At 45.3% G+C, this 24487-nt stretch carries 21 protein-coding genes; 12 read left to right on the forward strand and 9 right to left on the reverse strand.

The genetic code is table 11. From position 1 onward, the window contains the following. Nucleotides 1–45: 45 nt before the first annotated feature. From torC to R7190_RS05110, 3 genes are all read left to right on the forward strand, one after another. Nucleotides 46–1230: a pentaheme c-type cytochrome TorC gene (torC, locus tag R7190_RS05100; protein ID WP_005378139.1), complete on the forward strand. Its 1185-nt coding sequence runs from the start codon at nt 46–48 to the stop codon at nt 1228–1230. 26 nt (nt 1231–1256) lie between these two features. After that, nucleotides 1257–3719 carry a trimethylamine-N-oxide reductase TorA gene (torA, locus tag R7190_RS05105; protein ID WP_262631775.1) on the forward strand — a complete coding sequence of 821 codons (2463 nt, stop codon included), beginning with the start codon at nt 1257–1259 and terminating at the stop codon, nt 3717–3719. A gap of 198 nt (nt 3720–3917) precedes the next feature. Next, the gene (locus R7190_RS05110; protein WP_213986316.1) at nt 3918–5657 is read left to right on the forward strand and encodes a glycoside hydrolase family 36 protein; all 1740 of its coding nucleotides are present in this window, start codon (nt 3918–3920) and stop codon (nt 5655–5657) included. A gap of 76 nt (nt 5658–5733) precedes the next feature. Here the strand turns inward: R7190_RS05110 and R7190_RS05115 are convergent, their stop codons facing one another. Then, entirely contained in the window at nt 5734–6948 is a 1215-nt protein-coding gene (locus R7190_RS05115; protein WP_025766868.1) for a putative manganese transporter, read from the reverse strand. A 186-nt stretch (nt 6949–7134) separates the two neighbouring features. On the opposite strand from R7190_RS05115, the gene R7190_RS05120 reads away from it, so the two are divergent. Beyond that, nucleotides 7135–8040: a manganese-dependent inorganic pyrophosphatase gene (locus R7190_RS05120; RefSeq protein WP_017634678.1), complete on the forward strand. Its 906-nt coding sequence runs from the start codon at nt 7135–7137 to the stop codon at nt 8038–8040. A 68-nt stretch (nt 8041–8108) separates the two neighbouring features. After that, nucleotides 8109–8498 carry a DUF2750 domain-containing protein gene (locus tag R7190_RS05125; RefSeq protein WP_005378129.1) on the forward strand — a complete coding sequence of 130 codons (390 nt, stop codon included), beginning with the start codon at nt 8109–8111 and terminating at the stop codon, nt 8496–8498. An 82-nt stretch (nt 8499–8580) separates the two neighbouring features. Here the strand turns inward: R7190_RS05125 and R7190_RS05130 are convergent, their stop codons facing one another. The 6 genes from R7190_RS05130 to pspF form a co-directional block, all read right to left on the reverse strand. Continuing rightward, nucleotides 8581–9372 carry an ATP-binding cassette domain-containing protein gene (locus R7190_RS05130; RefSeq protein WP_005393308.1) on the reverse strand — a complete coding sequence of 264 codons (792 nt, stop codon included), beginning with the start codon at nt 9370–9372 and terminating at the stop codon, nt 8581–8583. After that, a complete protein-coding gene (locus R7190_RS05135; protein WP_005378126.1) occupies nt 9369–10364 on the reverse strand; it encodes an oligopeptide/dipeptide ABC transporter ATP-binding protein in 996 nt (331 codons plus the stop codon). The genes R7190_RS05130 and R7190_RS05135 overlap by 4 nt, the downstream gene beginning before the upstream one ends. Beyond that, nucleotides 10364–11251: an ABC transporter permease subunit gene (locus R7190_RS05140; RefSeq protein WP_205460895.1), complete on the reverse strand. Its 888-nt coding sequence runs from the start codon at nt 11249–11251 to the stop codon at nt 10364–10366. Before R7190_RS05140 ends, R7190_RS05135 begins: the two co-directional genes overlap by 1 nt. Then, a complete protein-coding gene (locus R7190_RS05145) occupies nt 11238–12200 on the reverse strand; it encodes an ABC transporter permease (protein ID WP_005378122.1) in 963 nt (320 codons plus the stop codon). Before R7190_RS05145 ends, R7190_RS05140 begins: the two co-directional genes overlap by 14 nt. Next, a complete protein-coding gene (gene sapA / locus R7190_RS05150) occupies nt 12200–13819 on the reverse strand; it encodes an ABC transporter substrate-binding protein SapA (protein WP_017820870.1) in 1620 nt (539 codons plus the stop codon). The genes R7190_RS05145 and sapA overlap by 1 nt, the downstream gene beginning before the upstream one ends. Before the next feature lie 205 nt (nt 13820–14024). Further along, nucleotides 14025–15032: a phage shock protein operon transcriptional activator gene (gene pspF, locus R7190_RS05155; protein ID WP_017820869.1), complete on the reverse strand. Its 1008-nt coding sequence runs from the start codon at nt 15030–15032 to the stop codon at nt 14025–14027. A 232-nt stretch (nt 15033–15264) separates the two neighbouring features. On the opposite strand from pspF, the gene pspA reads away from it, so the two are divergent. The 7 genes from pspA to R7190_RS05190 all read left to right on the forward strand — a co-directional run bounded on the left by pspA (nt 15265) and on the right by R7190_RS05190 (nt 22604). Then, nucleotides 15265–15936, forward strand: coding sequence for a phage shock protein PspA (gene pspA, locus R7190_RS05160; RefSeq protein ID WP_005378119.1), 672 nt, complete (start codon nt 15265–15267; stop codon nt 15934–15936). Between the two features lie 14 nt (nt 15937–15950). Continuing rightward, nucleotides 15951–16184: an envelope stress response membrane protein PspB gene (gene pspB, locus R7190_RS05165; protein ID WP_005378117.1), complete on the forward strand. Its 234-nt coding sequence runs from the start codon at nt 15951–15953 to the stop codon at nt 16182–16184. Further along, complete coding sequence (pspC, locus tag R7190_RS05170) at nt 16177–16566, forward strand: envelope stress response membrane protein PspC (protein WP_025766867.1); 390 nt, start codon at nt 16177–16179, stop codon at nt 16564–16566. Before pspB ends, pspC begins: the two co-directional genes overlap by 8 nt. Before the next feature lie 161 nt (nt 16567–16727). Continuing rightward, on the forward strand, nt 16728–17759 hold the full coding sequence (locus R7190_RS05175) for an efflux RND transporter periplasmic adaptor subunit (protein ID WP_005378114.1): 1032 nt from the start codon (nt 16728–16730) through the stop codon (nt 17757–17759). A gap of 1 nt (nt 17760) precedes the next feature. Then, nucleotides 17761–18858, forward strand: coding sequence for an efflux RND transporter periplasmic adaptor subunit (locus R7190_RS05180; RefSeq protein ID WP_205460897.1), 1098 nt, complete (start codon nt 17761–17763; stop codon nt 18856–18858). Then, nucleotides 18855–21965, forward strand: a complete 3111-nt coding sequence (gene vmeI / locus R7190_RS05185) for an efflux RND transporter permease subunit (RefSeq protein ID WP_213907832.1) — start codon at nt 18855–18857, stop codon at nt 21963–21965. Before R7190_RS05180 ends, vmeI begins: the two co-directional genes overlap by 4 nt. 72 nt (nt 21966–22037) lie before the next feature. Then, nucleotides 22038–22604, forward strand: coding sequence for a DNA-3-methyladenine glycosylase I (locus R7190_RS05190; RefSeq protein ID WP_005378109.1), 567 nt, complete (start codon nt 22038–22040; stop codon nt 22602–22604). Nucleotides 22605–22628: 24 nt separating this feature from the next. Here the strand turns inward: R7190_RS05190 and R7190_RS05195 are convergent, their stop codons facing one another. Together R7190_RS05195 and R7190_RS05200 are read right to left on the reverse strand one after the other, a co-directional pair. Then, nucleotides 22629–23489: a lipase secretion chaperone gene (locus R7190_RS05195; protein ID WP_213907834.1), complete on the reverse strand. Its 861-nt coding sequence runs from the start codon at nt 23487–23489 to the stop codon at nt 22629–22631. 12 nt (nt 23490–23501) lie between these two features. Then, nucleotides 23502–24407: an esterase/lipase family protein gene (locus R7190_RS05200; RefSeq protein ID WP_054574033.1), complete on the reverse strand. Its 906-nt coding sequence runs from the start codon at nt 24405–24407 to the stop codon at nt 23502–23504. Between the last annotated feature and the right edge of the window lie 80 nt (nt 24408–24487).

Below are 24487 nucleotides of genomic sequence, written 5' to 3' on the forward strand. Positions count from 1 at the left end.
TGAGCTCATAACCACACTTTTGAAAAGATTTTAAGAGAGCAAATAATGAAATCATTAATCATTAAACTGTGGCGTACCATGACGCGCCCAGCTGTACATATCAGCCTAGGTGTGCTGACTATGGGCGGCTTTATTGCTGGTGTTATCTTTTGGGGTGGCTTTAACACCGCTCTAGAAGCAACCAACACAGAAGAATTCTGTATTAGTTGTCACACAATGCGTGACAACGTGTACGTTGAGCTACAAGAAACGGTGCACTGGAAAAACCACTCTGGTGTTCGTGCTACCTGTCCTGATTGTCACGTTCCACATAACTGGACAGATAAGATCGCTCGTAAGATGCAAGCTTCTAAAGAAGTATTTGCACAAGTATTTGGCAACTACGACGAACCGGGTGTGTTCGAAGAGCGTCGTATCGAACTTGCTAAACACGAATGGGATCGTTTCTCGGCAAACAAATCTCTGGAGTGTAAAAACTGTCACAACTACGAATCGATGGATTTCGAGCAAATGTCTCCTACGGCTCGTATCCAAATGAAGCAAGCCGCTGAGAAAGATCAAAGCTGTGTTGACTGTCACAAGGGTATTGCGCACAACCTACCAGCAGGCATGGACAGCATTGGCGGTATCGTGGGTGATCTAGAGGGTATGACTTCTAACACGGATTACGGCGTTGGTCAGCAACTCGTGAGCGTTCGTCACCTACCAATTTACTTTGATGCGCAAGGCAGTAAAGAAGCTGGTCTTCTTAATCCTGCATCGACCGTTAAAGTTCTTGAAGACAAAGGCGAGTTTGTTGAGATCGAAATTGACGGTTGGCGCAAAGCAAAAGGTTTTGGTCGTGTAATTCAAGAAGACTTCGGTAAGAACATTGCGACTGCGTCTCTGATGAAAGAAGCAGCAACAGACAGCAACATTGTGACGACTGGTGAGAAAAAAGTGGATGAGCTAACAGGCCTTCCTTGGGAAAAAGTAGCGGCGAAAGTATGGATTAAGAAAGAGTCTATGCTGAACGACATCAATCCTGTTTGGGAAAAATCTCGTGAAGCCTACAAGACCAATTGTTCTGTATGTCACACTCAACCTGCGGAAGCGCACTTCGACGCGAACACCTGGCCAGGTATGTTCGACGGTATGTTGGCGTTCGTTAACCTAGATACAGACAGTGAAGCACTGATCTTGAAGTATCTACAGAAACACTCTTCAGATTATGCTGAAGGTCACCACTAATAAGCGTCGGATTGGAGTAATTTTAAATGGCTATTACACGAAGAAGTTTTCTTAAAGGTGTAGCAACCACAAGTGCAGCGTCAGTAATTGGTCCTAGCTTATTGGCGTCCGCCTCTGCAAATGCCGTTGAGACGACAGGTACTTGGAAAGTAACCGGTTCTCACTGGGGCGCGTTCCGCGCCCACATCTACGCGGGTAAAGTTCAAGAGATCAAGCCGCTAGAGCTAGACAAAAACCCAACAGAAATGTTGAACGGCATTAAGGGTATTATCTACAGCCCTTCACGTGTTCGTTACCCAATGGTTCGTCTAGATTGGTTGAAGAAACATAAATACAGCGCAGATACTCGCGGTAACAACCGTTTCATCCGAGTAACTTGGGATGAAGCGCTAGACTTGTTCTACCGTGAGCTAGAACGTATTCAAAAAGACTACGGCCCATGGGCGCTGCATGCAGGTCAAACAGGTTGGAACCAAACGGGTTCATTTAACAACTGTACAGCGCACATGCAACGTGCAGTAGGTATGCACGGCAACTTCATCACTAAAGTAGGTGACTACTCGACGGGTGCAGGCCAAACCATTATGCCGTACGTGCTAGGTTCAACCGAAGTGTACGCACAAGGTACGTCTTGGTCTGAGATCCTAGAAAACTCTGACAACATCGTTCTTTGGGCTAACGACCCAGTGAAAAACCTTCAAGTAGGTTGGAACTGTGAAACGCATGAGTCGTTTAAGTACCTTGCACAACTAAAAGAAAAAGTGGCGAAAGGTGAGATCAACGTTCTATCTGTAGACCCAGTGAAGAACAAAACTCAGCGCTACTTAGAGAACGATCACTTGTACATCAACCCGCTGACAGACGTAGCGTTCATGCTCGCTGTGGCACACGTGTTGTACAACGAAAACCTGTACGATAAGAAGTTCATTGATACTTACTGTCTAGGCTTTGAAGAGTTCATTCAATACGTTCAAGGTAAGACAAAAGACAAAGTAGAGAAGACGCCTGAATGGGCAGCGGCGATTTGTGGCGTGAAAGCGGACAAGATCCGTGAATTCGCACGCATGCTAGTCAGCGGCCGTACACAGATCCTGATGGGTTGGTGTATCCAGCGTCAAGAGCACGGTGAGCAGCCATACTGGGCAGCGGCTGTGGTTGCTGCAATGGTTGGTCAAATCGGTCTACCTGGCGGTGGTATCTCTTACGGTCACCATTACTCAAGTATCGGTGTGCCTTCTACTGGTTTCGCGGGCCCTGGTGGTTTCCCTCGTAACCTTGACCAAGGTATGAAACCTAAGTGGGACAACAACGACTTTAACGGTTACAGTCGTACTATCCCTGTTGCACGTTGGATCGACTGTCTGCTAGAACCTGGCAAAGAGATCAACTACAACGGCGGTAAAGTGAAACTGCCTGACTTCAAGATGATGGTTATCTCGGGTTGTAACCCATGGCACCACCATCAAGATCGTAACCGCATGAAGAAAGCGTTCCACAAACTTCAAACGGTTGTAACGATCGAGTTTGCTTGGACTGCGACATGTCGTTTCTCAGATATCGTTCTACCGGCGTGTACGCAATGGGAACGTAACGACATCGACGTATACGGTTCATACTCGAACAAAGGTCTGATTGCGATGCATCGTCTCGTTGATCCATTGTTCCAATCTAAGCCTGACTTCCAAATCATGAGTGAACTCACTCAGCGTTTTGGTCGCCGCGAAGAATACACTCGTGGTATGAGCGAGATGGAATGGATCGAAAGCCTTTACAACGATTGTAAAAAAGCGAACGAAGGTAAGTTTGAAATGCCAGAATTCAACGAGTTCTGGGAGAAGAGCGTACTAGACTTCGGTGAAGGTAAACCTTGGGTTCGTCATGCGGACTTCCGTAAAGACCCTGAGCTGAATCCACTAGGTACGCCGTCTGGCTTCATCGAGATCACGTCTCGTAAGATCGGCCGTTACGGTTACGAACACTGTCAAGAGCACCCAATGTGGTTCGAAAAATCAGAGCGTTCACACGGTGGTCCTGGTTCAGATAAATATCCATTCTGGTTGCAGTCTTGCCACCCTGATAAGCGTCTTCACTCTCAAATGTGTGAGTCTGAAGAGTTCCGCGCGACTTACGCGGTACAAGGTCGTGAGCCGGTTTACATCAACCCAGCGGATGCCAAAGCAAAAGGCATCAAAGATGGTGATTTGGTACGTGTATTCAACGGTCGTGGTCAGCTGTTAGCTGGTGCTGTTTTGACTGACAGCTACCCACGTGGCGTTATTCGTATCGAAGAAGGTGCATGGTACGGTCCTCTAAACGAGAAAGAGGGCGCAATCTGTACCTACGGTGATCCTAACACGCTAACGCAAGACATCGGTTCTTCTGAGCTTGCACAGGCGACTTCTGCGAACACATGTATCGTAGACTTCGAGAAGTTCACAGGTAAAGTGCCGCCAGTCACTTCATTTGGTGGTCCGATCGAAGTTGCTTAATTAGTGCAGTTTGCATAAATCGAAATACCAGCCTCAGGGCTGGTATTTTTTTTTCAAAATTTCAGTGAGCGTTGTCTCAATAGTAACTTCATAACGTTAAACGAGACTGGTATTCGTGATGATGGTAACGAATTGGGTGAGACAAGCAGGAGATAATGCGCCAAGCTAAACAATAATAATTAAGTGAGTAGACTCTTTATGGCTCAGAGCATTCAATTGGCAAATCACACTGAGATCACTGTGAATAACAATGACTTCCAAGTTGAAGTCGAGGGTAATCAATTACATTTTTCTTTTGCTGGTCTCCACAATAAAACCTTTACCGACCGTGAAGTGTTGCTCGAAATGCCGTTTTTGTACGAGCACGAGGCCAACGTAATTGGGGATGGTTTTCAAATGTTGGCGCAAACGGCGGGAACGATCAATCACCCCGTTGATATTGGTCGCTGTCCAGACAATAATCCTTCTTATCGAATCTACCCTAAAGATGCCCCTAAGCGTTATTACAACTATTTAGTGGTGGAAGGTTCAGCGGGCTACACATTATTTGGCTTCACATCATGTCATCGCTTTGCTGGCTATTTTGATGTTGTACTGCGTGATGGGCATTGGGTTTTATCAGCCGCAATTGATGGTGAGTTGACTCAAGTGGCGGATTGGGAAAGTAATCAACTTGAATCCGTGGCGGTACTCTGTGGTCAATCGCTGTCCGAGCTTTATCAAACCTATGGCGAGATGATTGCAAAGCATCATCCTGCTCGCCAAGGTGTGACACAAGATGCGCCTGTTGGTTGGTGTTCGTGGTACGCGTACTACGCAGACGTGACAGAGCAAAACATCATGCAGAACGTGGATTGCATGCAAGATAAGCTCGAAGACCTAGAGTGGGTACTTCTGGATGATGGCTATCAAGCCTTTATGGGCGATTGGTTAACCCCATCAGATAAGTTTTCTGGTGGCGTAAAAGAGCTCATTCATAATATCCGTGCAAAAGGAAAAAAGCCGGCAATTTGGATGGCGCCTTTCATTGCACAGCCTGAGTCGGAGATCTTCAAACAGCATCCAGATTGGTTTGTTCGCCACAAGGATGGTGGCTTACTTAAAGCAGAAGATGTCACATACGGTGGTTGGCGATGCACGCCTTGGTACATACTCGATACCTCAACCCCAGAAGTACAAGACCATCTGACGAATATAGTCTCTGTCATGAGACAAGAGTGGGGCGTTGAGTTGTTCAAGCTAGACGCGAACTATTGGGGCACCTTAAAAGGTGTGCGTAAACAATCTGGTATTACAGGCGTTGAGGCGTATCGCTTAGGAATGGAAGCGATTGCCAAAGGCGCTGGTGATGCGTGGCTTTTAGGTTGCAACGCGCCAATGTGGCCATCTCTGGGACTTGTGGATGCAATGCGTGTTTCTGACGATGTAGAGCGTCATAGTCGTCGATTCGAGCAGATAGCCAGAGAAACCTTTTACCGTAGTTGGCAGCACCGAAAACTGTGGCAAATTGATCCGGATTGCGCCACGTTCACTTCATTAGCTAATCAATCTGCATCCAGAGAAGAGTATGAATTTCATCGCACGGTGTTATTAGCGAGTGGTGGTTTGCTGCTGTCTGGTGACCCGCTCCCTGAGATTACGCCGTTTGCTAAGAAGACACTGGCTAAGCTCATGTTACGTCAACAACGTAACCAGCAATCTGCAAAGTTTACCGCTTTGAGTTTAAATCACGCGTTTTTAAAACTAACGACGAAGAATGACCTCCATTGTTTGTTTAATTATGCGAGTTACGGAGCGATGGAATTTACGCTGACGTCTGATCAACCGGTGGACTGGTATGATTACTGGACAGGCGAAAAGCTAAACCAAGAACCTTGCCAGTTGTTAATGGTGAGCGTGGATAAAGGGCTCAATGCGAAAGCGATCGTTACAGCATAACGTGAAGTAAATCGCCCAATACCAAGATCAAGAAAGGAGCCTATTGCGGCTCCTTTCTCGTTTGATGCTCTGAGCGTTAGAACTCGAATAAAAAGTAATACCCGTATCCAACAATAAACGCAGGAATGGACGAGTAAATAGTCGCGACCAAAGCAGCTTTCGGTGCCATTGCAATGGCGGGGAATAGGGCGTCACCATCGTTAGAAATCGCATTTGCCAATTGCGCCGAAAGTGGCGCTGCACCAGAGATGTACAGGCTAGTGACTAAAATTTGCGGACCACAACCAGGTAGCATACCAATGGCTAAGCCAGCTAATGGCATCCATATCCCCCAATGAGAAAAGGTTTCTACGAGGTCGATTCCAGAAAAATAGGTCGTCAGTTCAAACGCCAGAAAAGCGACGATCACCCAAGCACTGACGAAGTTTGTGTCTTGAGCCGCTTTTTGAATTGGATGCGAGTCCACAATTTTTTCATCTTCAGAGACCGTTGACTGATAATCGCCGAGCTCTTTTGTCATAGCCCACAACGACATTGTGATCACCGCGAAGATAGCGCCCAGCCATTCAATGGTGTTGGCTTTCAAAGATAGCAACTGATTAATATCTATTTGGAAAGACATTAACACAGCAACGACACTAGCAGGCACAATAAGCCATTTCCAAAATGCGCCTTGTAGATTGATTGCACGTTGTTCAAGAGGCGTGTGTCGGTCTGTCTGGTGTTGGCAACAAGCATGTGTCTGAGGTGCTTCTTTTGGTTCTGGTCGCAGAAAGTTATCAGCATGAAAAGCATTAACGACTAACCCTGAAAGAGTACCCACGATAATGCCTAATCCAACCACGCCTAATCCAACACTTGGTTTGGCGGCCAGAAGTAAAAAGGCAGCGTCACCCATTGTTGAAGTAAGTACCGCGACAATCGCACCAAATCCCACTCGGCCACTAATAAATTGCGTTGTCACAACAATAGCGCCACCACAGCCAGGCAAAGCACCCAATAAAGAAGCAAAGAAAACCTGATGATTACGCGAGCGATGGTAGAGCTCGGTAATTCGATTGGTTTTCGACATAAAGTTTGAAAGATAATGATAAATAGCCAATGTGGCAGCAACATAGCATGACACTGCCCAGAATGAGTCGGATAGCGTCTGTACGGCTACGTCACGTGTATTTTCGTTGCCTAGCAAAATGAGCATGACGATAGGGATCAGCAATCGCTTATAAGCTAAACGAAACTGAGTAGGCTGAAACAACTGTTGTGCAGAGTGTAATAATTGGGTCGCGTTCATCGTTTACTCAAATGCAAATAGGAATAATTATCATTATATGTAAATGAGATTTATTCGCAATAGCATTGTGAACTTTTCTTCGTGTCAAACTCTCTGAAATCAGGTAAAGTATCGGCCTTTGTGAGCAAACACGCCCTAATTAACTGTATTAGGCGGCGTATAAAATTGACTTGAATAGGAAGAAACATGATTCTAGTTGTAGGTCATAAGAACCCAGACAGTGACAGTATTTGTAGTGCACTCGTTGCAACTGAACTTCTAAAAGCGCGTGGCGTTGAAGCTATGCCAATTCGCCAAGGCGAAATCAACCGTGAAACTCAGCACATCCTAGAAGTTGCTGGCGCTGAAGTTCCTGAGCTTCGCACATCAGTTGCGGGTGAGACCGTTTGGCTAGTAGATTACTCAGATCTAGCACAAGCACCAGACGATATCGCAGAAGCTGAAATTGCGGGTATTGTTGACCACCACCGTCTAGGTGACGTGATGACAGTAAACCCAATGGAAGCATGGATCTGGCCTGTTGGTTGTACCAACACTGTTCTATTCAACATGTTCAAGATTGAAGGTCACGCGATTACTCCACAAATTGCTAAGCTAATGATGTCAGCAATTCTATCTGACACAGTAGGTTTTGCTTCTCCAACTTGTACACAAAAAGACAAAGATGCCGTTGCTGAACTAGCGGCAATCGCAGACGTACAAGATGTTGACGCGTTCACTAAAGATCTTCTAATTGCTAAAACAAACATCGAAGGTCTATCAGCGGCTGAGCTTGTTGAGAAAGACCTTAAAGGTTACCCATTCAACGGTCGTGACGTAGTGGTTGGTCAGGTTGAACTTGCAACTCTTGAGCAAGTTGACGGTATGATCGAAGCACTAGAAGCAGACCTAGAATCTCGTTGTGAGAAAGATAACTTAGCGTTCGCTGCCGTAATGCTAACAGACATCACGACTGCTCAAACTCGTCTTCTATACAAAGGTGAGTGGGCTGAGAAGCTTGTTAAGCACGAAAAAGACGGCATGTTAATGATGGAAAACACGCTAAGCCGTAAGAAGCAAGGTTGGCCTTGGCTTCAAACTGAACTAGCTTAATTTTCTAGCATATACTTTAAATGCCCGCTTAGCTGCGGGCATTTTTCTATGGGAAATAGGAGACGAATATGTCTGAGCAACTGACCCAAGAGCAGATGGATACCATTAATCGCTACAATGAAGAGCAACGTTTAAAGTACTGCGTAAAAGAGATAGTCGCGAATCGTAAGGTTTGGATTCTGAAAGACGAACATGGCTGTGTCATGCTAAATACAGAAGATGATGATTGTGTACCAGTATGGCCAAACGAAGAGTTTGCTTTGCAATGGGCGAATGGTGATTGGGAAGATTGCGAGCCAGAAGCGATCTCTCTAAACAAGTGGCACAGCCGTTGGACCTCTGGTCTAGAGGATGACGAGCTATCGATTGTTGTATTTCCAAATCAAAATGAAGAAGGGGTCGTATTGTTTCCTGACGAGTTTGATTTTGAACTACGCAAACAAGCGAGCCGCCGTTAGTTTTTTGATTAGTCCCCATGCAATAAAGAAGCCTGCGTTAAAGCAGGCTTCTTTACATTTGCACGATTACATTTTTGATAAGCTATTTTGTTTGATGGCTTGGCGCTTTATAAAAGTGGCTTTCGACTAGTCTTTGAGTAATAGGATGCTCGGGATGAGTCAGTACTTGGTTGGTCTCGCCAAACTCGACCACTTCACCTTCATGCATCACCATCACTTTATCAGTAATATGCTTAACAATGCCAATGTGCTGAGACACGTACACAAATGACAATCCCATCTCTTCTTGCAACTCGAGGAATAAGTTAATGATCTGCGAGCGCATTGCCATATCCAAACCGTTTAACGCCTCATCAGCGACAATGATGGAAGGTTGAAGAATAAGTGCACGAGCCAAACATACGCGCTGTTTTTGACCGGCAGCTAGCATTTGTGGATAAAAATAGGCGTGCTCAGGCAGCAATCCTACGCGGAGCAGGGTGTTCTTTACACGCTGCATGCGCGCATCTGGCGGCATGTTGGTATTTCGCTTTAGCGGACCTTCTAAAATACGACCAATCTGGATACGTGGGTTTAACGATGTGTTTGGATCTTGGAAAATCATGCGGATGAGCTTGCAGCGTGTCGCGTAATCTTTGTGCTCCAATCGTTCGCCATTCACACGGATCTCTCCGGAGCTTGGTTCAACAACGCCAGCAAGCATACGAGCTAGTGTGGATTTTCCTGACCCGTTTTGACCAATAAAACCAATAGTTTGCCCTGGCTCTAAAGTAAAGCTTACCGGTTTTACTGCCTCATTAACCTGGCGTTTGAACAGACGGGAGCGCGTAACAAATTGCTTCGATAAATTATCGACTTCAAGTAACGCACTCATGACTTTTTCTCCGTGTTCAATGGAAAGTGGCAGTTAAATTTATGATTCTTAATTCGTCTGGTGTGTGGAATTTCTACACATTGTTTCTGCGCATATGGGCAACGTGGTCCGAGGCGACAACCGATAGGTAGATGCTGCAATGGCGGAATCGAGCCCGGTAGGGATTGGAGTTTTTGCTTGTGTGGTACCCAATCATTAAAGTCAGGCATCGCTTTAAGCAAGGCATCGGTGTACGGGTGCTTGGGTGCCGCAATGATTTTACTTGTATCGGCAGACTCCACCGACTGACCACAATACATTACCGTAATACGTCCTGCCCACTGTGTTATGGTCGCTAAGTCGTGGCCGATAAGCAGAATGGTTGTGTTATTAAGTTGGTTCATGCGGCTCAACAGACGCAAGATTTGCGATTGGGTAATCGGGTCTAAGTCGTTGGTTGGTTCATCTGCTATCAGCAATTTAGGTTTGGTCGCAATCGCCATGGCAATCATGACCTTTTGACACTCACCATCAGTCAGTTCATAAGGGTAGCTACCCATTAAACGCTTGTGATCTTTAATACCCACTTTATGCAAAAGCGCGATGGCCTGTTTTTTACGCCATTTAAATCGCTCCCACCATTTCCCTTCAAATGCGCGAGATGGAATGGATTCAATCAATTGACGCCCGACTTCCTCTGAAGGGTCAAGACAAGTTGAAGGCTCTTGGAAAATCATCGCAATATCACGAGCAATGACGCGCCGACGCTCTTTTGGCGTAAGCTGAAGCAAGTCAATATTGCCAAGGCGCATACGGTCAGCGGTGATGCGCCAGTTATCTTTACTTACCCCGACAATCGCTTTTGCAACTAAGCTTTTTCCAGAGCCAGACTCACCTACAAGACCACGAATTTCGCCTTCGTTCAAAGTTAGGCTCATTCGGTCAACGGCTTTGACCAACCCTTGAGGTGTTTCGATCTCAATGGTCAAATGTCGAATATCTAACAACGGCATTATTCGATCCCCGCATTAAGCGCTTGACGTACACCTTCACCTACTAAGTTTAGGGTAATAACAGTAAACATGATGGTCAGGCCGGGTAGGGTCACTGTCCAAGGTGCAATATAAATAAGCTCGACAGAGTCACCTAATATTGCTCCCCACTCGGTGCTTGGGGCCTGTGCGCCTAGGCCAAGAAAACCCAGTGCCGTAATATCTAAAATCGCAGCAGAGAGCGCGAGTGTGATTTCAGCGGCAATGACCGTCAGAATGTTAGGAAGAATTGAACTCCACAGTAAGTAGAAATCATTAGCGCCATCAAGGCGTGCTGCCATTATGTAGTCTTTTTCAACTTCGGTGTGGACTGCGATATAAACGGAGCGAATAAAACGCGGAATCAAAGCCAAGCAGATTGCGAGTAAAATATTGAACCCACCAAAGCCTAGTAATGCCACAAAAATGATTGCTAATAAGAGCGACGGGATCGACATGACGGTATCGAGCAAGTGGTTGAGAGTACTCGACAGTAAGCCTTTCGTCATACCTGCCAATACGCCAATTAAACAGCCTACAACGGCAGCAATTGCGGTGATGGCGACAGCAGCGCCAAATGTTAGCTGAGAGCCCATAATCAGGCGCGAAAGAATATCTCTACCTAAGTCATCGGTCCCCAAAAAGTAATCAACCGTTCCTGCTGGGGCCCATGATGGCGGCACAAGCAACTCACCTGACTGTGCTTGGGCGTCAAATGGTGCAAGTAGGGGGGCAAAAATGGTAATAAGGACGATAAACACCAAGCACCACAAGCCAAACATGGCTAGTCCGTTGGCGCGGTAGCTTCGCCAAAAACGCTCAAACTGTGTTGGAATGCGCTCTTCCTGATAAACGTTATTTGTTAGCATACCATTCCTTTCGAACTAAAGGGTTAATCATCGCGCCAATCAAATCCGAGAGTATGTTAGCGGTAAGAACCAAAGTCGCAAGTACCATCACGCCAGCTTGGATAGATGCATAGTCTTGGCTTGCTAGCGCATCTAAAAGCCAACGACCAATACCTGGCCAGTTAAAAATAGACTCCGTGATGATAGCTAAGGTAATCATACTCGAAAGTTGAACACCAACTTTGGGAATGATAGGCGGTATCGCATTCCGCAATACATGTTGAGTTACGATTTCGCGGTTCGAAAGACCTTTGATTCTCGCTGCACGGATGTAGTTTTGGCTCATCACTTCCGCTACCGAGGAGCGCATTAGTCCGACAACCTGGGTGGTTGGAGCCAAAGCGAGCACCAAACATGGCAGTACCATATGCTCAATAACGCTTTGCAGTGCGTGAGCGCGGTATTCGCCTTTCGCCATGAATGCGTCGATAATGGCAAACCCGGTTACATGATCAATTTCGTAAAGTAAATCATACCGTCCCGCAACGGGAAAGAGTTGGTATTCCAATGAAAAGACCATGATAAGTAGCAGAGCTACCCAAAAAATTGGGGCGGAATAACCAGACATCGACATGAATGAAATGCTGGTGTCGAGCCATTTACCTTGCTTCATCCCAGCCACGGTTCCAAGTGGAATACCGATCAAAAGGGACACCAAAAAGGCAAAAAAGCACAGTTCCAAAGTGGCAGGGAATACGACGGCGAGCTCGTCATAAATCGCGTTGCCGTTTTTACTTATGCCAAAATCAAGCTGAGAAAGGTTGATTAAGTAAGTTTGCCAACCAGACCAAAAATCAACGTTTGCCCAGTGCGAGAGAGGGTCAAGGCGAAGCAGAGAAAAACCCACTAATGTAAGGATCATCAAAGTGATGATAAATAGGTTAAAGCGTCGAACGGTATACCAAAACATCAGTGAATTCTCTCAACTCTATCAAACGGTTGGGCATTGAAAGGGCTTGATTTGAAGCCTGTCAGCGATTTGTCGTGCACACGGAACTGCACGCCATGCGCCAGAGGAATAACCGGGAACTCTTGATTCAAAATGTTCTGTGCTTGGCGATATAGGTTCAAACGGTAACGCGGTTCTTGAGTTTCTAACGCCAAATCGAGCAAGAAATCGAAGTCATCGTTACACCACATGGACACGTTAAGGCCAACGCGGTCAGACTCGCAAGATAATAAAGGGCGGAAAAAGTTGTCAGGATCCCCGGTATCACCAATCCAACCAGTTAAAAGTAAATCGATATCGTTGATGTTCTCCAAATCCACACGTTCAAACCTATCATCGGTCAGTAGCGTTAATTTAACCCCAATATCGGCAAAATTCGCTTGGATTAACTCCGCAGTCTTACGAGGGCTTGGGTTAAAAGCACGTGGTTCAAGTGGTACCCACATGGTCAATTCTAGGCCGTCTTCGTAGCCTGCATCTCGAAGTAGTGCCAATGCATAATTCCGGTCATAACGAATTTTTACGCTGTCTTTTTGATAAGCCCATGAATTTGGTGGTAGCAAGGTATAAGCTTGGGAGCCAGTTCCGTAGTAAACCGAATCTAAAATATTTTGACGGTTGATCGCTAAGTTAAGTGCTTGGCGAACTCGAGCATCACTCAGCGCGGTGGTTTCTGTGTTTATCGCAATAAAGGAAACGTTGTTAGCTGGTGTAGCCGTCAGCTCAAGGTTGTCATTTTCTTGAATGACAGGTATTTGGCTCGAAATAGGTGAAGAGAGTACGTCACACTCGTTTCTTAAAAGTTTAGCTAATGTACCCGTGCCTCTGTGAGAGATATCGAACACCACTTGTTCCATTTTTGCTGGTGACTTCCAGTAATTAGAATGACGCTCTAATCGAATCAAATCGTTCACTTGGTACTCTTTTAATTGATAAGGGCCGGTACCGATAGGAAGTTGGTCGATTTCTTCTTTATGATCTTTTGCAGCCAATTGCTGTCCGTACTCCGCAGACAAGATAACCGCATGGCTGGTGGCAATATTGGCCAAGAAAGAAAAGTTTGGCTGAGATAACGTAAACCTTACCGTATGCTCATCTATTGCAACCACGTCTTGGAGTAGGTTTTGAAAATCTAACCCTGCAAACCATGGATAAAAACCACCACCTACTTGGTGAAAAGGATGGTCTACATCGATGATTCGCTTGAAGCTAAATACCACATCTTTTGCATTCAATGGGCGAGTGGGTGTGAACCAAGGCGTGGTTTGGAATTTAACACCACGTTTAAGCTTAAACGTGTATTCCGTCCCTGATTCATTTACTGACCAACTCTCGGCGATGCTTGCCACGGGCTGATGTGATTTAGGATCGAGCGTGAGCAGCGTATCGTACAGCTGCGGGCTCAGAGCCTCTGCGGTAATACCGCTATCAATAAGCTGAGGGTTAAACGTGGTCGGCTTACCTTGCCCGCAAAACACAAAGCCAGCTTTGCGAATATCATTGTGGTCAATTTCATCGCCACAAGCGGTCAGTAGGCTAATCCCAATAAGGCTCAGCGATAATCTTATAAAAGCATTCATAATATGAAATGTTCATTGGATCTTGCTCGTTTCGTTTGATCTTACTCTTTCAAAGCTAACAAGCGAAAATGATCTCGCTAATTTATCACCTTTGTGAACTCGCTCCAAACATAAAATCCATACACTGTAAGGTGTTATGCCATAAATGCATGCGAATTAGAGCGCAGTCACGAGCTCGTGTATTGATTGAGTACTCTCGGTCAAGTTAGCTTTGTCCGACCAAACCATATTTTCTAACCATCCCTCGTAATTGGTGATAGCTCAAGCCAAGTAGCTCGGCTGCTTGTCGTTGATTAAACTTGGCTTCTTCCAATGCACGATTGAGTAAATGGATATCTTGTTCCTCTTGCCATTGTTTATAGTCTAGAGGGAATTGGATGGTGTTGCTTGATGCTTCCTCTTCTTGTTGCTCTGCTTGTTTTGCACTATGGCCAAGCGCGCTGTGCCAAACCGTTTCAAAAGGATTGAAAACCAGTTCATCAATTGGGTGAGCATTCAGACCATGTTGGTAAATCGCACGTTCAATCACGTTTTTTAGTTCGCGGACGTTACCGGGCCATTCATATTCAATAAGCGACTGCTGCGCTTTTGGGGTAAAACCGACAAAGTATTCCAGTTGCAGTTCACGACACATTTTCATCGCGTAGTGCTCTGCTAAAGAGAGAATGTCTTCTTTGCGCTCGCGAAGAGGCGGTAACATAATGACATCGAAGGCTAGCCTGTCGAGCAGATCTGCACGAAAATCACCTTGCTCTGCTAATTTTGGTAGGTCGGCATTGGTTGCACAAACAAGTCGAACATCCGCATTGAGAGCGGTATGACCGCCAACTCGCTCATATTCACCATATTCAATGACACGTAATAGCTTTTCTTGAACTAAAAGTGGTGCGGTTGCCAGTTCGTCAAGAAACAAAGTACCGCCCTCGGCACGCTCGAAACGCCCTTTATGCTTACCTTTAGAGCCCGTGAAGGAGCCGGATTCATGTCCAAACAATTCGGAATCTATTAGCCCTTCGCTTAATGTCGCACAGTTGAGTGATAGTAGTGGTTTATCCCAACGTCTTGATAAATAATGCAAACGCTGAGCGATGAGTTCTTTACCCGTACCTCGTTCACCAATGATGAGGACAGGGCGCTCAATGGGTGCAAGTTGTGATACTTTATCTAGTACAGCGAGAAAAGCAGGTGATTCACCAATCAGGTTTTGCTTCATAAAGTCCTTCTTATTTAACAGCCGAGCCATGATTTAGAGATAGAGTTGGTAAATTTCACCAACAGTTGGTGAAAAACATCATAGCACAATAGTGTGTAACGACAACAAAATGAATAACGCTCTGATTTAAAAGAAAATTATAAGTTGGCACGTTACTTGTTATATATTCAGGGAGACACAAGGTTAATCACCACCTTGTCGAGTTTTAATAGGAAAAAAGAGGAGTTCCGTTATGGGTATTTTTTCTCGATTTGCAGATATCGTTAACTCAAACATCAGTGCATTACTGGACAAGGCGGAAGATCCTGAAAAAATGATCCGTCTTATCATTCAAGAAATGGAAGACACACTTGTTGAAGTGCGTACTAACTCGGCTAAAGCGATTGCAGACAAGAAAGAGTTGGCTCGTAAGGTTGAAACGTTAGAAGAGCAAATTGGCGAATGGGGCCAAAAAGCGAGCTTAGCATTAGTTAAAGAGCGTGAAGATCTAGCTCGTGCAGCGTTAATTGAAAAGCAAAAGCTAGAGCAAGTGATTAAAGGCCTCCACACTGAGCAAACCTTAGTGGAAGAAACGATCGATAAGCTTACTGGCGAGATTGGTAAGTTGGAAAGCAAAATTGCTGAAACGCGCGCAAAACAGCAAGCACTAGCAATTCGTAACCAAACTGCATCTAACCGTCGTGATGTGCAAAAACACCTGCACACTAGCCGTACTAATGAAGCGATGGCGAAATTTGAGCAGTACTCACGTAAAGTGGATGAAATGGAAGCGGAAGCAGACCTGTATGCTCAAACTGGTAATGCTAAATCGCTAGAACAAGAGTTTGCAGAGTTGCAGGCACAAGACGAAATTGAAAAAGAGTTGGCAAAGCTGAAAGAACAGATGTCATCGAAAGATAAATAAGAAAGGAGCCATTTATGTCGGCATTTTTTATAGCAGGACCAGTGATTGTCTTTTTAATCTTTGTCGCTCCACTATGGCTCTTCTTACACTATCGCAGCAAACGCAAAACAGATAGTGCACTGTCGAGCCAAGATTTAGAGCGCCTTCAGGTACTATCTGAAAAAGCGGAAGCGATGCAGTCCCGAGTTGATACATTGGAGCGCATCTTGGATGCTGAGTCACCAACATGGAGACGAAAGTATGAATAATCGAGAACTGTATCGTGACCCAGTAAATGGCAAAATCTCCGGTGTTTGCGCCGGAATTGCCAACTACTTTGGTGCAGAAGTTTGGTTGATTCGTATTGTAGTGATTTCTGCAGCGCTGTTAGGTGGTACGTTTTTGGTATTGTTAGCGTACATCGCGATGGCGTTTATGTTAGAAAAGCAACCAGTAACGTATTCTGAAAATATCAGAGCGCAGCAAGAGCATACGCTCAAAAGTAAGCCTTGGCAGAAAGGGCAAAGCCCTGATCAACTGCTCAGTGTGTTGGAAAGGGATTTTGACCGTCTTGATGGCAAAATTCGTAACATGGAAGCTTATGTTACGTCTGATACATATAGGGTGAACAGAGAATTCAGTAAGCTTTAGGCATTTTGTATCCAAAGAAGATTTAACTGAAGCAGGCATAAAGCCTGCTTTTTTATCACAAATTACTAATTTTAAAGCACTATTAATCTTTTCTGCTCTGGAAGTTCGTTCAAAATTCATCTACTTTAAAAATAATCCCCCAATTTTTATGGATGAATGTAATGAGAAAATTGCTCATTCCTATTGCCATCTCGGCTGTCTTGTCGGGGTGCGGTAAAGAACTTCCTCCTGTTCCTGAACCTGAATCGCGCCCTGCGAAGCTATTTACAGTATCTGTTGGCAATGCCCAGTTTGAGCGACATTTTCCTGCCACGACGGAAGCTGGCGATAGAGCAGTACTGACATTTCGAGTTCCTGGGCTTCTTCAAACGATAGAAGTGAATGAAGGTCAAGTCGTCAGTAAAGGTGATGTTTTGGCGTCATTAAACCCAGATGAATATTCTCTGCTCGAACAGCAAGCTCGGGCAAATTTTTTGCTCGCAGATGTGCAATACAAGCGATACCAAAAGCTACGTAAAGACCAAGTAGTATCTGAGCAAGATTTTGATGAGGCAAAAGCGAACCACAACTCGGCAAAAGCTCAATGGAATCAAGCAAAGGCAAACTTAAGGTATACCAAACTTGTCGCGCCATATGATGGAACCATTTCGTACATTCCAGCAGAAAACCATGAATATGTTGCCGCGAAAGAAGGGGTGATGAATATTCAGTCCAACCAACTCCTCAAAGTGATATTCCAAATCCCAGACTATCTTCTAAATCGTTACACGCAGGGGAGCGATGTCTCTGCCAGAATGATATTTGATGCGTTCCCCGAGCGAGCCTTTGATTTAACCTTTCAGGAAATCGATACAGAGGCCGATCCTAAAACGGGCAGTTACAAAGTCACGATGGTCATGGAGCGACCAGCAGAAATAGGCCTTTTGCCGGGAATGTCTGGCAATGCTTACCTCCTGTCCAAAAGTGCAGGAGCGACAAAGATTCCTAACTCCGCGTTGCTAGAAGAGAACGGCAAAACATACGTTTGGCGTGTCGATGAGCAAGGCATTGTGTCCAAAGCCGCAATTGAGATGAATGACAAAAATCAAGTGTTAGCTGGGCTTAACGATGGCGACCAAATCATTATCTCGGGTGTCAGTGTAATTGAACCCGGAATTAAGGTAAGAGCGTGGATTAAGGAAAGAGGGTTGTAATATGAAAGGAATCATCTCTCTAGCGACTTTACTTTCAACGCTTTTTCTCGTTGGCTGTGGGGATAAGGCGCCAGAAAAAGAGCTCGAAACGCCACGAGTTAGAGTTACGTCATTAGCGGGAAGCAAGGTGGATGACAACTTGTACTTCCCTGCGGTTGCGAATGCAGCGGATCGCTCTCATTTGAGCTTCAGAGTGGCAGGAGAAGTCAGCAGCATCATGGTAAAAGAGGGCGACAAAGTCACGAAGGGTGATGTTATTGCAACACTAGATCCCACTGACTATGAGTTGGATGTAGATAATGCGAGTGCGCGTTTTTCTGTTGTCGACAGTCAGTATCGCCGCTCACGCCCTTTGGTCGATAAAGGCCTATTAGCTAAGTCTCAGTTTGATGAAATTGCAGCACAACGACAAATCGCCTTAGCTGAGCTTCAGTTAGCCAAACTTCGTCTATCATTTACTGCCTTAAAAGCGCCCGTGGATGGGATTATTTCGCGAGTTAATATCGACCAATTCGAAAATGTTCAAGTCGGACAGCATATCGTTAATATTCACAGCTTGGAGCGAGTCGAAGTGTTGATTCAGCTTCCTGACCGACTCTATGTGAACCAACCGCCAACGGAAGAAAGGCTTACCGCGATCAAAGCATTAGTGCGCGTGCCCAGTGGTAACGAATATAACGCGACGGTAAAAGAATTTACAACCGAACCCGACCCAACAACAGGTACGTTTACTGTCACACTGTCGCTTCCTATGCCGGAAGAAGAGTACATCCTAGATGGGATGGCTGTTGAAGTAACGTCTAAAGACGAGAATGTTGGGCTTGATCTCAACCTAGGAATTAATGTCCCTATCGAAGCCATTTTTAATGCGGATGGTGACGAGCTGGGGCGCGAAAACAAATTTGTTTGGGTACTGAATGACGACAATACGGTATCGCGCAAACAGGTGCGAGCAGGTAAGGCATCTAAAACGTCCATTCAAATCCTTGATGGTCTCATGCTCAAAGACAAAGTTGTGATTGCCGGTGTTTCTCGATTAAGGGATGGCATGAAAGTGGAAGTGATACAGGAAATGGCTACGCAGGAGGCCGGTCTATGAGCGATCTTAATAAATCAGCGCCTCAAAGTGATGATGATGTGACCGGTATTGCTGCGTACTTCATCCGAAATCGCGTCATCAGTTGGATGTTCGCACTGATATTTTTGATTGGTGGTATCGCCGCATTCTTTGGTTTAGGGCGTCTTGAGGACCCTGCTTTTACTATTAAAGATGCGATGGTAGTGACCTCTTACCCTGGTGCGACACCGCAACAAGTCGAAGAAGAAGTGACGTACCCAATCGAAAAAGCGATTCAGCAGCTTACTTATGTTGATGAAGTAAATTCGATTTCTAGCCGAGGCTTATCTCAAATCACGGTCACGATGAAGAACAATTATGGCCCTGATGATCTACCACAAATTTGGGATGAGTTGCGCCGTAAAGTGAACGACCTTAAAGGGACGTTGCCTCCAGGTGTGAATGAACCTCAAGTGATCGATGATTTTGGTGATGTTTACGGGATTTTGTTAGCGGTGACTGGCGACGGTTATAGCTATAAAGAGCTACTGGATTACGTCGATTACTTACGCCGAGAGCTCGAACTGGTTGATGGTGTGAGTAAAGTTTCGGTATCCGGGCAACAGCAAGAACAAGTTTTCATCGAAGTATCGATGAAAAAGCTGAGCAGTATAGGTCTTGCTCCGGATACCGTGTTTAATCTTCTTTCGACGCAAAACGTGGTTTCTGACGCAGGAGCGATCAGAATTGGTGACGAGTACATCAGAATTCAGCCGACTGGCGAGTTCCAGAGTGTGGAGGAGCTGGGTGATTTGTTGATTACTGAGTCGGGTGCTCAGGGGCTCATCTTCTTGAAAGATGTGGCGGAAATAAAACGCGGGTATGTAGAAGTCCCGAATAATATTATTAATTTTAACGGCAGCCTCGCACTAAACGTGGGTGTTTCTTTTGCTGAAGGCGTCAACGTCGTTGAAGTCGGAAAAGCGTTTGATCATCGCCTTGCAGAGCTAAAGTACCAACAACCTGTTGGTATCGAAATCTCGGAAATTTACAGTCAGCCTAAAGAGGTGGATAAATCGGTTAGCGGTTTTGTTGTCAGCTTGGCTCAAGCTGTCGGTATCGTCATTATCGTACTTCTGTTCTTTATGGGGCTACGTTCAGGTCTGCTTATCGGTTTAATTTTACTGCTGACGGTGTTAGGTACGTTCATTTTCATGAAGTATCTCGCGATAGATTTGCAGCGGATTTCATTAGGTGCCTTGGTTATCGCGTTAGGTATGTTGGTGGACAATGCAATCGTCGTGGTTGAGGGGATTTTGATTGGTACGCAAAAAGGGCGAACTCGACTCCAAGCGGCGACTGACATCGTTACCCAAACCAAGTGGCCATTACTTGGGGCAACTGTGATTGCGGTAACTGCATTTGCGCCCATTGGACTGTCTGAAGACTCGACGGGCGAATACTGTGGCACTTTATTTACGGTTCTGCTGATCTCTTTAATGTTGAGCTGGTTTACCGCTATCTCGTTGACACCATTCTTTGCTGACATCTTCTTTAAAGGCCAGAAGATTAAACAAGGTGAAGGGGAAGAAAATGATCCATATAACGGGGTTATTTTCGTTATTTATAAAAAGTTTCTTCAGTTTTGTATGCGTCGTGCTTGGTTTACCGTTGTGGTGCTGATTGCGGGATTAGCGGCAAGTGTTTACGGGTTCACCTTTGTGAAGCAAGCGTTTTTCCCATCTTCGACAACGCCGATTTTTCAGTTAGATGTATGGATGCCAGAAGGAACTGATATTCGAGCAACTAACACAACGCTTAAAGAGTTAGAAAGTTGGTTAGCTAAGCAAGAGCATGTTGACCATATCACGACGACCGCGGGTAAAGGCTTACAGCGCTTCATGTTAACGTACGCGCCAGAGAAAAGTTATGCGGCTTATGGTGAGATAACCACTCGTATGGAAAATTACGAAGCGTTAAAACCATTAATGGCGAAGTTTCGAGAGTATTTAAAAGCCAACTACCCAGAAATCAATTACAAGCTCAAACAGATTGAGTTAGGCCCTGGTGGTGGTGCAAAAATTGAAGCTCGCATTATTGGCTCAGATCCAACCGCCCTTCGCACGATAGCCGCTCAGGTCAAGGACATCATGTACGCCGACCCTCAGGCAACAAATATCAGGCATGATTGGCGTGAACGAACCCAAGTTCTTGAACCTCAGTTTAACGAGAGTCAGGCACGTCGCTATGGCATTACCAAATCGGACGTCGATGATTTCTTGTCCATGTCATTCTCTGGAATGACGATAGGCTTATACCGAGACGGCACGACGCTCATGCCTATCGTGGCTCGTTTACCAGAAGATGAGCGCATTGATATTCGTAACATCGAAGGCATGAAAATATGGAGTCCAGCACAGAGTGAGTTTATTCCACTTCAACAAGTCACAATGGGTTACGACATGCGTTGGGAGGATCCTATTATTGTGCGTAAGAACCGTAAGCGTATGCTCACTGTGATGGCAGACCCTGATATTCTAGGTGAAGAAACCGCATCGACGTTGCAAAAACGTTTACAGCCCCAAATCGAAGCGATTCAAATGCCTCCTGGCTATTCACTAGAGTGGGGTGGTGAATACGAATCTTCTGGTGATGCTCAAGAGTCGCTGTTTACTACCATGCCAATGGGGTACTTGTTCATGTTCTTGATCACTGTATTCCTATTTAACTCTATCAAAGAACCACTCATTGTTTGGCTTACCGTGCCGCTGGCGTTAATTGGTGTCACCACCGGTTTGTTGGCACTCAACACGCCGTTTGGCTTTATGGCATTGCTCGGCTTCTTAAGCTTATCGGGAATGGTGCTCAAAAATGGCATCGTATTACTTGACCAAATTGAAATTGAAATGAAGTCCGGTAAAGAGGCTTATGACGCGGTCGTTGATGCTGCGGTGAGTCGCGTCCGTCCCGTTTGTATGGCAGCTATCACGACGATCCTTGGTATGATCCCACTGTTGCCAGATATTTTCTTCAAACCAATGGCGGTTACGATTATGTTTGGTTTGGGTTTTGCGACAGTCCTGACACTGATTGTCGTGCCAGTGTTGTATCGTTTGTTCCATAAAGTGGCAGTACCGAAACAGGCTTAGTGCTACTGATATAACGATGAAAAATATCGCGCCTCTAGCTCATCAGTTAGAGGCGCTTTTTAAGGAAGAATAATGACAGAACAAAAAACGTGTGCGTGGGCGATGAATCACCCATTAGAGCGCGAATATCATGATTCCGAATGGGGCGTGCCAGTATATGACGACCAAGTCCTGTTTGAATTTATTACTTTGGAAGGTGCGCAAGCTGGTCTTAGTTGGATCACCATCCTTAAAAAGCGCGAAGGTTACAGAGAAGCGTTCGAGAATTACGATCTAGATGCGTTGGAACAAAGAAATGAAGAACGCGCTGAATACATCGTGGAAAACTTCGATGTTGTGAGACATCGCGGAAAGATTAACTCGGTATTCAGTAATGCCAAAGCGGCCAAAGCGTTAATTGCTGAGTACGGGAGTTTATCAGACGCGTTGTGGCAGTTCGTGGACGGTGAACCAATCGTCAATCAATGGCAACATATGAGTGACGTACCAGCTTCGACAGAGCAATCCAAAGCCATGAGTAAATTCCTAAAAAAGAAAGGCTTCAAGTTTGTCGGTGAAACCATCTGTTATGCTTTCATGCAAGCCGTCGGCATGGTGGATGACCATATCGTTGGATGTCCTAAAAAGCAGAATAAGTGACGTTTGGCTATTAAGCTAATGTTGTTAGTTCTGGCTATCATGAATACGTTCCAAAGCTTCGATTCGACGCCATTGAGTGGCATCGAAGCTTTGTTTTCTTAAAGCAATGATTTCTGCCTGTTTTTCGTCTTGCCCTAGAAAATCCCTATTCAGAATATTTTGACGCTGCTTTAAGTAAGTGGCGAGTTGAGTTTTAAATGATGCTCTTTGCTCATCAAGCTTTTGCAGCCTCTGCGCTCCGGCATCTCCTACCAGAGCAACACGGGCGATGTACTTGTCTTGTGAATCAAGCTGAGAAGCTTGCTCGAGCTGCTCTGCTAATGCGTTATTGCGTTCACTTTCTCGTATGTAATCCGGTTGTTCTGATAACGCTTGATTGAGAAGGTGTGCTTGACTCTCGATATCCGATGCCTGTGTTTTAATCGTCAGCTTTTCTAAAGCAAGTTGGCGAAGTCGGTTTTCTTCGTCAAACAATTGGGTTATCTGCACCTCGTTAAAGTATTGAAGCTGTAAGTTCAGTATTGCTTCATTCAGCATGGTTAACTGTTCAAGCGTTAGGTGGTTGTGCTCAAAAGGCTCTAATGCAGTGAGTGCTTGCTTGTAGGAAAGGTAGGCTTGAAAAAGTGTGGCATCAATATTCAGAGTTTGCTTTGCTAAAGTGTCATCATTGACTTCCGCTTTGATCGTATCGAGATCTTCTTCGCCCAGCCGGCTAAGAGAATATTCGAAGAAATCTTTTGGAGAAGAGACATCGGCGGCTATATCTTGCTGAGATGGCGAATGGTTAGAGGTTATCTCTTGTTGTTTGTCGCTTTGCAACAGAGAAAGCGCTCCCACGCCAAATATCGAGAGCAGGATAAAAGTGGTGAGAGCGACTTTCTTCATTGTGATGACCTCTTATAAACCTTGAAGTTTGAGACGATTTGCATGTTGGCGATAAAGCGTGACTGGATCGGTTTCAAAAAGATGATGAATACCGAGTAGACCGTTAATTTCATCCAAATGGTTCATTTGATAATCATCACGTATGACTTTGCCTAAATGTGTGCTGCACGCACCAACTAAGCCATCATTCGGCCCATCAAAGGCTAAGCCAAGTACCATCATGGCAGCGTCAGTCGGATCGAAAACGTTTGTAAAAGTGGATGATCCGGTCCATGAGTAGTAATAAACGCCATTTGAAGCTAGCAAGTCGCCATTACCACATTCACTGGTAGGGACTCCCTCCGGGTAGTGTTGGTTAAACGCTAATGATCCTTCCGTGGTTAATGCTGCTAGTGAGGCTAAAGGGTCTTGGTCGAGATCAGAACCACCTGATAGAAGATTAATAAGAGTAGTTAAGCCTTGCGCCAGTTTTACCGCGAGCTGCTCACTACCCGAACCCTCAGATACGGTGCCACGAACTAAATCTGCCACTTTAGACCCTTTATTAACGCCTCCTATACTCGTAACTGATGCGACTAGGTCAGGACGGACAGAGGCAACATAGCGCGTTGTTGGACCACCATGACTGTGACCAATGAGATTGACTTTCTCTGCGCCTATTGCTGCAAGTAAGGTTTCTACTTGAGCAAGCAGTTGCTCCCCTCGAACTTCGCTGCTATTGGTCGCGGATACCTGTGCAACATAAACCGTAGCGCCATCTTTTGTTAAGGAATGTGGTATTCCGAAAAAGTAATCAACGCCTGCCAGGGTATCAAAACCAAACAAACCGTGAACCAGAACAATCGGATACTTGGTTTGGGTATAACCTGTTGCAGCGTATACGGAGGTTATTGGGACGGTAACTAAGGTAAAAAGCATTAGCGCTATAAATTTGAGTTTCAAAACTATCTCCTTGTGGTATGACCTCTTATGAATGATAAAAAGTAGGAGAGAAACTC

Source organism: Vibrio sp. 1078-1 (assembly GCF_033340475.1).